The 11616-nt window shown below is 46.6% G+C and carries 8 protein-coding genes; all 8 read left to right on the forward strand.

From position 1 onward, the window contains the following. Nucleotides 1–49: 49 nt before the first annotated feature. Nucleotides 50–2401, forward strand: coding sequence for a helix-turn-helix domain-containing protein (locus tag ACFQZR_RS01945; protein ID WP_379342372.1), 2352 nt, complete (start codon nt 50–52; stop codon nt 2399–2401). A gap of 192 nt (nt 2402–2593) precedes the next feature. Further along, nucleotides 2594–3565 (forward strand): ABC transporter permease, encoded by a 972-nt coding sequence (locus ACFQZR_RS01950; RefSeq protein WP_379342374.1) that lies wholly within the window; start codon nt 2594–2596, stop codon nt 3563–3565. A gap of 21 nt (nt 3566–3586) precedes the next feature. Next, nucleotides 3587–4474 (forward strand): carbohydrate ABC transporter permease, encoded by an 888-nt coding sequence (locus tag ACFQZR_RS01955; RefSeq protein WP_379342376.1) that lies wholly within the window; start codon nt 3587–3589, stop codon nt 4472–4474. A gap of 71 nt (nt 4475–4545) precedes the next feature. Next, nucleotides 4546–6105, forward strand: coding sequence for an extracellular solute-binding protein (locus ACFQZR_RS01960; protein ID WP_379342378.1), 1560 nt, complete (start codon nt 4546–4548; stop codon nt 6103–6105). A gap of 427 nt (nt 6106–6532) precedes the next feature. Beyond that, nucleotides 6533–8299 (forward strand): glycoside hydrolase family 35 protein, encoded by a 1767-nt coding sequence (locus ACFQZR_RS01965; protein WP_379342380.1) that lies wholly within the window; start codon nt 6533–6535, stop codon nt 8297–8299. Between the two features lie 44 nt (nt 8300–8343). Continuing rightward, nucleotides 8344–9240, forward strand: coding sequence for an aldo/keto reductase (locus ACFQZR_RS01970; RefSeq protein WP_379342382.1), 897 nt, complete (start codon nt 8344–8346; stop codon nt 9238–9240). Between the two features lie 38 nt (nt 9241–9278). Beyond that, nucleotides 9279–11213 (forward strand): DUF8034 domain-containing protein, encoded by a 1935-nt coding sequence (locus tag ACFQZR_RS01975; protein WP_379342384.1) that lies wholly within the window; start codon nt 9279–9281, stop codon nt 11211–11213. 38 nt (nt 11214–11251) lie between these two features. Further along, a partial coding sequence (locus ACFQZR_RS01980) for an SDR family NAD(P)-dependent oxidoreductase (protein ID WP_379342386.1) occupies nt 11252–11616 on the forward strand: 365 nt, incomplete at its 3' end.

Here is an 11616-nt window from a genome sequence, read left to right on the forward strand (position 1 = left end):
TTGTTGCTCGTGCGTTTAGTCAGAAATGATAAACTTAAAGGGTGGTCATATGCGTTCGAATCACAAAATACAACGTAGTTATTTCCGCAAGATTTATCAGTGGGTCATATTGGCCATGCTGCTGCCGCTTATTTTGTTCGCGCTTATTGCATTAGTGAAGGTTGAACAAGCTGTTCTGGATAACGAGTACCAATCGAATAAAAAAATATTGTACCAGGTGAAATATAATATTAACTTGATGGATGATATGATTGTTAACTCAATCTTATCCATGTACTATAAACCAGAAATAATGCCTTTGATTTTTAGCCAGAATGTCGAATTTGCCGATATGCTGCGTGAAGTGAACAAAATCAAAACGTCGATCATTGGCACGAACCCTTTCATTCACTCTATCTATTTGTATAACGGTTCGACTAAAACGTATTACACGACGCAGGATAACCTGTTATTTCAAGACTTGAATTTCGAAGCCATGATGCAATCCAAGAAGAACATACCGAAATTAAAACCTTTGCCAAGAAAAATCGAATATCCCATCGGGAATGACAAGAAACGGTTTGAGAATGTCGTCACCTATCTAATGTATGATTTTAAGGATGCTTCCAATCAACCGGATGGGGCCTTAATCGTCAATGCCAGCACCGAATGGCTGCTCAATAACATTAAGGACATCAATATGGTCGACGAGAAGCGCCGCGATAAAATTGTCATTATGGATGATCATGCGGAAATTGTCGGCAACGATCTAGAGAAAGGCTCTTTGGAAGATTCGTTGAAAGCGGTTTACCTACGGCACATGAAAGAACAAGCTCCTTCAGAAAAAACGGGTTATTTTACGGAAAACATCCATGGGGAGAAGTATCTAATCACGTATACGTTTGTAGACAAAATGAAATGGACACTCGTGAAAGCGCAATTATATGATGAAGTTTTTCAGAAAATAAACACGTTGAAATATACATTGATTGCCATCATTTGCGGGATTATCTTGCTAGCCATTATGACTTCGATCTTGATTTCCAGAAGAATATATAAACCGATTGGCAATTTGGTTCATGTTGTATCCAAAGGAACCGAATTAGACGATTCGCATGCCCAGGATGAAATATCGTACTTGAACAAGGCCTATCAGTTTTCGATCGAACAGTTGAACCAGTATAAGCTTGAGAAGCAATCCGACCGAGAAATCTTGAAGGCTTATTTTCTAAGAAAGCTGTTAGTAGACAGCCGCTCCGTAACCCCAGATGAGTTTGTTAAGGCAACCGTGGAATCGGGGGTATGCCTGACACAGGCTGCACCGGGACTCGTATGCATCTTAAAGATTGATGACTACGCTCAATTCGAGCAATTGTTCAGTCATCTGGATCGTGATCTCTGCATGTTCGGGATAATCAATATTACCCTGGAAATATTCTCGGAATGTTGTAAGGTCGAAGCTGTCGAAATGAAAAACGATCATATTGCCTTTATTATGAACCTAGGCGATCGAGACGTGGATACAATGGTTGCGGAAGCAACGAAGCTCTGGAACAAAGCGCAATCGTATATCAGTCAATATTTTAAAGTATCCGTTTCTATTTTTATTAGCGACACATGCGGCAATCTCCATGGCTTGACCGAAAAATATCATGTGGCGTTGAACAATTCGGTGTACCGTCTGATATTCGGCAAGGGCTGCATTCTAACCAATCGGCTTATTGCGGCGAATACGGAGAATGGACAGGTTGGTTATTCTGCCGCGTTAGAAAGAAAATGGGTCGATTCGCTAAAAAGTGGGAATACTGTCTCCGCTGAAGAAGCGTTAAGTAAAATATTTGATGAAATCCATAAGCTGAGCTACAATAACGTCGTTTTATCGGTGATGAAATTAGTGAATACGCTGCAAGAGACAACCGAGGAGATGAACAGGAACAGGCTAGAGCCGCTGCAGTTCAATTTTAATTTGTTTTCCAACCAGCTGTTCACGATGGGAACGCTTCAGGAGCAGCACGATCATATCATGCAAATTTGCAGGAATGGCTTGACCAAAGTGGAGCGTACAGAGAACGACAAACATGCCATCATTGCGAGCACGGTGATGGAATTTATTCAAGCAGATTATGCGAATCCGGAATTGTGTCTGCAATATATTGCCGATAAGCTGAATTTATCGCCTAAGCAAGTGAGTAAAATTTTCAATCAACAGTATGATCGAACGGTTGCCGATTATATGAATGAGGTGCGGCTCGAGAAAGCCGTGGAATGGCTTCATAATTCGAATCGCAGCATCAAAGACATTTTACAGAAAATTGGCGTAGAGAATGAGAGCTACTTCTATAAACTGTTCAAAAAGAAATACGGCGTAACGCCGAAGGAATATGTTTTGAATAAAAACATTAAAGAAACGCGTCAAAATTAAGTAAATAGAACCAATTTAAAACAGGCACTTTACTGTACTTTAGCGACAAGTACAGTAAAGTGCCTGTTTTTACAGTGGAAAATGCTATAAAAGTCCCGATTTACACTAGGATTGTCCCAGTTGCGGAAGTTATGATGTGTTGCATGGAAGATGAGTCCAACAGGGAAGTAGTTAGGAAAAGGAGGTCAAGCGATGTCTTATCAAACAAAAATTCACAATAGTCAGCCTCTTGCGAATATGAATGTGAAGAAAAAAAATACATTCTGGCGCGAATTTCTGCGTCATAAGGGATTACTGGCTCTGGCAGCTCCGGGATTACTATTTGTCCTCATATTTAATTATGCGCCGATGTTAGGCTTGGTGCTTGCCTTCAAAGATTTTAACTTTAGGAAAGGGATTTGGGGCAGCGATTGGGTCGGACTGGATAACTTTAAATTCTTCTTTACTTCCGATGCCGCATGGCAAGTGACGCGGAACACCATCTTTCTCAATTTCATCTTCATTCTATTAACGAATGTGGTTGCCATCGCGTTTGCGCTCATGCTCTTTGAACTCAGTCGAAGGGCCGTCAAGTTATTTCAGACGACACTGTTTTTCCCTTATTTCTTATCCTGGGTTGTTGTCAGTTATGTCACGTACGCATTGCTGAACCCTCAGATGGGTGTCATCAATCACCTGCTCACACAGTTCGGATTTCACGAGGTCAACTGGTATATGGAAGCGAAGTATTGGCCTGTCATCTTAAGTCTCGCTTACTTATGGAAAAATGTTGGATATTCCACGCTCATCTTTTATACGGGACTTATGAGTATCGACAAAAGCCTCTATGAGGCTGCATCGATTGATGGTGCGAGCAAATGGCAGCAGGTGCGCAGCATCTCGATTCCACTGCTATCGCCGTTAATTACCTTGATTACCTTATTACAGGTAGGGAAAATATTCTACTCCGATTTCGGGATGTTCTACTTCCTGACGGCGGACTCCGGCGCGTTGTATGCCACGACGGATGTTATTGATACTTATGTATTCCGAGCGTTACGTGTGTCAGGTGATACCAGTATGGCCACAGCTATCGGACTCTATCAATCTTTAGTCGGTTTTGTATTAGTCGTGACCGTGAACTATATCGTTCGCAGATTCAACAAAGATAATGCGATTTTCTAGAGAGAATGGGGGGAGGAAACTATGAATTTTTTTAGGAAACAATCGTTGTCCAAATGGCTGATTCATTTGTGGTTTATCATCTTTTCTGTTTTCTGCCTGATCCCGCTTGTCTATGTCATTTCCATTTCATTTTCAACCGAGTCGGATCTTGCAGTGGACGGTTATCGCTTGATTCCCAAAACGTTTACGACGTTTGCATACAAATATCTATTAAAAAGCCCGGATCAACTGATCACCGGTTATACCGTATCGGTGACGGTGACCGTGCTCGGAACGGTCATAAGCCTACTGATTACGGCCATGCTCGCTTACGTGCTGTCCCGCAAAGATTTCCGCGGCGCCAATAAATTATCGTTCTTCATATTTTTTACCCTTCTATTCAACGGCGGTCTTGTGCCATGGTACATCTTAATAAAAAAATATTTGTTCATCGGCGATTCCATCTTTGCGCTGATCTTACCGTATGTTATTATGCCGTGGCACGTCCTATTGATGAAAGGGTTCTTATCCGAGATTCCGCTCGCACTGATCGAGTCGGCCAAGATCGACGGTGCGAAAGAGTGGAGAATCTTCTGGCAAATCGTCTTACCGATTGCCAAACCAGCCATGGCCACTGTAGGGTTATTCATCGCATTCGTATATTGGAACGACTGGTGGCTCGCGATGCTCTATATCGATAATGAGAAGCTCATTCCTCTGCAGTACATGCTCTACCGGATTATGAATAATATTCAATATTTGTCGAGCAGTATTAAGCCAGGTACGGTGAATATCGATATTAGCCGGTTTCCGAATGAAACGGCTCGGATGGCGATTGCCGTAATGGCCGCGGGTCCGATTCTCGTCGTATTCCCATTCTTCCAGAAGTATTTCGTGAAAGGTTTGACCGTAGGCGCCGTGAAAGAGTAATTATTCTGTTGGTTGTAACGGCTTCATGCCGATATACAATAAATCACTAGAATCATGAGGGAGGTTGTTTCATGGAACAGACAAAGAGAGTGAAATCCGTAGTATCCGTACTCGCCGTATGTCTTATGTTCTCAGGAAGCTTAATTGGGTGCGGGGCAAAAGACGAAAAATCGGCCGATGCTACTCAACAGAATGCGACGACTCAGGAATCAGCTCAAACAGAACCAGCTGCAACAGATCCAGCCAAGCTAGAGCCAGTAGATTTGACATGGTATCTTGACGCTTCACCACAATCGGATATTGCTTCAGTAGAAGCAGAAATGAACAAGATTCTGAAAGAAAAGCTGAATGTGACGCTGCATCTGAAGATCGTCGATTGGGGTGCGTACGATCAGAAAATGCAGGTTGTGAACGCTGCTGATGAGAACTACGACCTCGCATTCACGGCCAACTGGGCGAATAACTACTATCAGAATGTCAATAAAGGCGCATTTATCCCACTGGATGACCTTCTGGAGAAATACGCGCCAACCATTATGGAAACGCTCCCTAAAATGGGCTGGGACGCGACGAAAGTGAATGGGAAAATCTATGCGATTCCGAATTACCAAGCTTGGACGATGACGAATGGCATTATCATGCGCAAAGACTTGGCTGATAAATATGGGGTCAAACCTGAGAGCATCAAAAAGCTTGAAGATCTTGCGCCTTTCCTAGAGCAAGTGAAGAAGAATAATCCGGGTATGGTCCCTTATGAGAATGAATACAACGGGGAGTTCGGCAAAAATCTTGTTTATTATGGATTTGATGAGGTTGCAGGACGCAACGTTCCGGGGGTTATCAAGTTAACGGATACTTCCTTAAAGGTAGTCAACCAATTTGAGTCTGAAGAATATAAATCATTCGTTACAACCATGACGGATTGGTATAAGAAAGGGTATATCCGCAAAGACGCGGCGACGCTGAAGGATGTACAAGCAGATCGGAAAGCCGGCAAAACAGCCAGCATGAATGCAGGGAACTTCGGGCCGGCAATGGAAGGGGAAGCACCACTTGACGCTGCTCAGAACCCGGTTTATAACGTTAGACTTACTCAGCCTACCCTGTTGACTAGTTCGATTATTGCGACCATGACTGGTATTAGTGCGACATCGAAAAATCCGGAACGTGCTGTTATGTTGCTAGACTTGCTGTTTAAGGACAAGGAGCTCTACAACCTATTAGCTTACGGTATCGAAGGCAAACACTATAAGAAAATCGATGATAACAATACGATTGAGGTCATGAATGATGGTGGCTATGCCCCTGGATTTGAATGGGAAGTAGGAAATGCATTGAACGCGTATCCACAAAAAGGCTCCGTCCCTGGCACTGCGGAAGCAACGAAGAAGATGAACGAAAGCTCCACGCCGTCGCCATTGCTCGGCTTCAGCTTCGATCCAGCACCGGTGAAGAGTGAGATCGCTCAAGTGGGCACCGTGACCGCGCAGTATATTGCACTCCTTGAGACGGGCTCCGTTGCCCCTGACAAAATGTTGCCGGAATTTATCGACAAGCTGAAAAAAGCCGGCAGCGACAAAATTATCGCTGAAGAACAGAAACAAATCGATGCTTGGAAACAAAACAAATAATGATCGTTTGAAGTGCACCCCTTAGAATAGACATTGGAAAAACCCCTGGGTTTAACCGATGAAAATGGTATTATCCCCTTTAAGTAGACACTCAAAAAAACCTTCTGGTTATGAGGGAGGTTTGAGCAACACTTGGAGGGGATATTTTATTGTCGCTTGGCAATTGTCGGATCGTAACCGCTCGACAAAGTTACATTTTTTAGAGATATGATTAATTTTTGAAGAGTGCATTTTCTGAAAGATCAGTTGTTTTTTTATATTTTGTTGTTTCAGACTAATGCATTTCGACTTATGATGAGTGCGCAATACGAAATTCATATCCCGGAAGTTACATGACAAATGACTAATTTTACAGCGGTTCAAGCAGTCGAACGCCATGTATTTCATCTGGCCGAGTATATGAAAGAAGTGAAAGGAATGGTAACGAATGCTTACAATGGATGGCAGTCAATTTTTATTTAACGGGAAGCCTATTCGAATCTTATCAGGGGCTTTGCATTATTATCGAATCGTTCCGGCATATTGGCGAGATCGACTTCTTAAATTAAAAGCATGCGGGTTTAATACGGTGGAAACGTATGTGCCATGGAATTTGCATGAGCCGGAGGAAGGTCAATTTAACTTTGAAGGGATTGCAGATCTCGAACGGTTTATTAAGATAGCGGGAGAACTTGGTCTTCATGTCATTGTACGACCGAGTCCGTACATTTGCGCAGAGTGGGAGTTCGGCGGGCTGCCGGCGTGGCTGCTGAAGGAAGACAACATGCGGCTTCGCTGTTCTTATCAACCTTTTTTGAACAAAATCGACGCTTATTATGACGTGCTACTGCCTAAGTTGGTTCCGCTTCTTAACTCGAATGGCGGACCGATTATGGCAATGCAAATTGAAAATGAATACGGAAGCTATGGCAACGATAAGAACTATTTGAAGTATTTGAAGCAGGCGATGGTGGAGCGTGGAATTGATGTTCTACTGTTCACCTCTGACGGATACACGGACAGCAATTTGCAAGGCGGCACGCTCCTGCCGGAGGTTTTGGCTACCGTCAACTTCGGATCGCGGCCGAATGAGGCGTTCGGTAAGCTGACGGAGTATCAACCGGACAAGCCGATCGTCTGTATGGAATTTTGGAACGGATGGTTTGACCATTGGGGCAAACCGCACCACGTTCGGGACAGTGAAGATGTTGCTGAGGTGCTGGACGATATGCTCGCCATGGGCGCATCGGTTAATTTTTATATGTTCCATGGGGGAACGAATTTTGGATTCTATAACGGCGCGAACGATTTGGGTAAATATGAACCGACAGTAACCAGCTACGATTATGACGTACTGCTGAATGAATCCGGTGATCTAACGGACAAATATTGGGCGGTTCAGAGCGTGCTCTCGAAATATACGGAAGTTGAAGATATCGTATTGCCGTCCCCGCAGCCGAAGAAACATTACGGCGAAGTTCAATTAACCGAGCATGCGTGCTTATTCGACTCGCTCGCTTCATTGTCAACGCCGATTCACAGCGTATGCCCTGAGCCGATGGAACGGCTTGGTCAGAACTATGGGTTTATTCTGTATACAACTTCGATCCCGGGGCCAATATCCCAGGCCAAACTAGCGATACAACAGGTACGGGATCGCGCACTTGTATTCCTTGACGGTGTGTATCAAGGCGTTATTGAACGTAATACGCATGATATTAGACCGGACGTAACGGACAACGATATTGTGCTGGACATTCCGCAAGAGGGCGCGACCCTAAGCATTTTGGTCGAAAATCAAGGCCGGATTAATTACGGCTACGGGATGAAAGATCCGAAAGGAATTACAGAAGGCGTTCGTCTGGGGATGCAGTTCCTCTACAATTGGACGATCCATACGCTTCCGCTCGATGACTTAGCTGCTCTGAAATATACGGATACGCAAAAGCAGGATCTTTGTACACCGACGTTTTATCGAGGAACTTTTCAAATTGACGAAGCATGCGATACGTTTCTGAAGATGGAAGGCTGGAAGAAAGGCGTCGCATTCATCAATGGGTTTAATCTTGGACGTTACTGGGAAATCGGTCCCCAGCAAACGTTGTACATACCGGCTCCGCTGCTTCGCGAAGGGGAAAATGAGCTGGTATTATTCGAACTGCATGGGACGGAGAACAAGGTTGCAACGCTTCAGGATCATGCCGAGTTGGGTTAATTCGGTTGAAGGAATAAATTTGGATCGTGGAAGGAGTAAAAACGATGGAATATACGATTTTCGGCAAGACAGGACTGAAAGTATCCAAGCTTGGCTTAGGCGGGGCGCCGCTTGCAGGCGATTTCGGCAAGACGGATGAAGATGAGGTGCAGCGAATGATTCACGAGGCGCTCGATGCCGGCATCAACTTCATCGACACGGCTCCGAAGTATGGGTTCGGCGAATCGGAGCGCCGAATTGGTCAAGCACTTGTCGGCCGCAGAGATAAGGTTGTGCTGACGACCAAAGCGATCAGATCAGACTTGACCTACGATTATAAGAGCACCATTCAGTCCGTGGAAGATAGCTTGCGGCGGCTGCAGACGGATTGGATCGATCTTCTGCAAATTCACGACGTGGAGACGCAGCCTTATGAACTTGTCGTCAACGAGACCCTACCTGCGCTGGAGAAGCTGCGGCAGGACGGGAAAATCCGTTATATTGGCGTGAGTACGCGGGTTTTGCCATTGATGATGAGATATATGAAGACCGAACGCTTCGATGCGATTCAATTCTATGCGCGCTATATGCTGGCCGATCATACGGCCAAAGATGAAATCTTGCCGCTCGCGAAGGAGATGGGGCTTGGCGTCATCAATGGCAGCGTGCTCGGCATGGGGATTCTGGCGGATTCGCCTGCTCCCTTTCTGGAGCAGGAGATATTGGACAGAGCCAAAGAGCGTCTGGAGAAGTTAAGCTTTCTTCGCAAAACGGAGCCGAAAGGATTAATTGAGCCGGGCATGCGCTTCAGCTTGAGCCAACCAGATATCCATGTGTCTCTTACGGGAGCGGATACCACCGCCGTCTTGCGTACGAACCTGTCCTTCTGTGATGGACAAGGGCTAGACCCGGAAGATCAGCGCAAGGTGTATCAACTGTTCCAAGGGCAAACGTTATTTTAGTTACAACGGATAAGTAACGCAATGGGAGGGAGAGTCACATGACTTCAACGCTAACGAATGGAAGCATCACGAGGATTGAGGCTACAGAGCGGATCGTTCCGCCGACATGGGCGCTGCAGGAGCAGCTGCTTTTTGACAATTTGAACAAGGCGGCCAAGGAGTTCGTCGCGCGGTACACGCACCCGGACGGTACGCTCATATGGTTCGAGCATTGGCCAGGCATGGATGGATCGGATGATCCCTATGAAGGCTTTATGAATTTGGCGCTCTTGTATGTGCTCGGAGGGAGCAGCGAGCTGCATGAAGTGTCTCGCAAAATATGGGAAGGCATTACTTGGCAGTGGACGGAATACGGGCAAATTCACCGCGAGTTCGATGCCTATTACGATTGGATGCATCATGGCGAAGGCTATTTGTATTTATATTTTCTAGGTCTGGCGGGACCCGCGACGCTTAAGGATCGGCAGCGCGCTAGTAAATTTGCAGCGATGTATACGGGCGACGACCCGGAAGCGCCGAACTATGATCAGGAACGCAAGCTGATCCGATCGCCATTGACAGGCAGCCGCGGTCCTAGGTTTGAGGTAACCGAGGAAGATTGGAGCACGCACCGAGGCATTTTGGACGATTATTTGGCGCCTTACGAAGATATTCCGGGCGTCGATTTTGCAAGTGGAAAGTGCCCTTGGTCGAACGATGAGGTCTATCAGCAGCTCCTAGCCATGATGAACGAGCGGATGAATCGTGGCGATGTGCCGCTGAATTTGAATGCGACGGGATTGATCACGCATGCGTTTCTTCATAGCGGTGAGGAGAAGCTGCGGAGTTGGGTCGTCGAATACGTGAATGCTTGGCAGGAGCGGGCCCGATCGAATGGCGGCATCATCCCTGACAATGTCGGACTCACCGGGCAAATCGGGGAGTACAACGACGGCAAATGGTGGGGCGGCTACTACGGCTGGCGATGGCCTCACGGCTTCATGACGATCATCGAGCCGCTGACGAATGCCTGCATGAATAAGGTATTGCTGACGGGCGACATGAATGGACTTCAGCTGGCACGGGAGCAGCTTGACCGGAACTGGGAGCTGCGCCAAGAGAAAGACGGCAAATGGCTGGTGCCATTCAAGCATTTCGATAGCGGCTGGACCGATTATCGGGAGGCGCTGCCGAAGTATCCGATCTATCTATGGTCAATGTCGATGGCGGAGGAAGATATGGAACGCATTGAGCGCATTCCGAAAGACCATGACTGGAGTGAAGTCATCGTGCCGAAGTTCTCCGGCAGAGACCCGAGAACCGGGCGGGAGACGAAGCATTACATCGGCAATACACAGCCTTGGTATCAATATATCCGCGGGCTCAATCCGGATTATCCGCAGCGAATTCTAAGCGCCAATTACGAAATGATCGGCAACCAGCTGGCCAAGATGCGCTCTCCGGAGGGCGATCCATATCAATGGACCGAGCATTACAGCGAGGGGATCTATTCAGCCATTCACATTTGGCAGGAAATGTGCCCGCTGTATTTCGAGGGCCTTGTGCAGCTGACGCTCGGCGGACCGATGCATATATCGCATGGAGGTCTGCAGCATGGCCGCGTTCGTTATTTTGACGCTGCGGCGAAGCGGCCGGGACTGCCGCCGGGCGTGTCCGCGCTGGTGGAGAAGCTGACATCGGATTCCGCAACGGTTCATTTGGTGAACACGAGTCTATTCGATGATCGAGAGGTTATTATACAGGCCGGCGTATTTGGCGAGCATCGATTCTTAGGTGGAGAAATCATCAATGCTTCGGGCGAAGTGACCGGGACGTTGGCGGTTGAAGGGAAATGGCTTCACGTATCACTGCCTGCGGGAACAGGCATCACCTTGAGACTCTCTATGGATCGGTTTGTCCATTCTCCATCGTACGATTTGCCTTGGCCGAGTTTAGAAAAGCCGACCACGATTCAGGGGCGGACCGAATCATGATCATTGCTGCCCAATGAAAGAGATGAAGGAGTGAAGATATGCGTTTACAAGATAAAGTAACACTGATCACAGGAGCTGGCTCTGGCATCGGAAGAAGCACGGCATTGCTGTTCGCGAGCGAAGGAGCAGCCGTTATTGTCAACGACGTAGACGAGGCCAAAGGCCGGGAAACGGTAAGCGAAATTATAGAAAAAGGCGGCGTGGCGCTGTTCATCCAAGCCGATGTTACCCAGCCGGAAGCGGTCAAATCGATGGTAGAAGCAGCGATTGCTGAATTCGGCCGTATCGATGTGCTGTTCAACAATGCGGGTATCAGCGGCATCGGCGCGCTGCACGAAATCGAGCCGGATACATGGGACCGGATCATGAGCATTAATGTCAAAGGCGTATTTTTGCCCTCGAA

It is taken from the genome of Paenibacillus sp. GCM10027629 (assembly GCF_042676425.1).
GTDB classification, from domain to species: Bacteria; Bacillota; Bacilli; order Paenibacillales; family Paenibacillaceae; genus Paenibacillus_K; species Paenibacillus_K terrigena.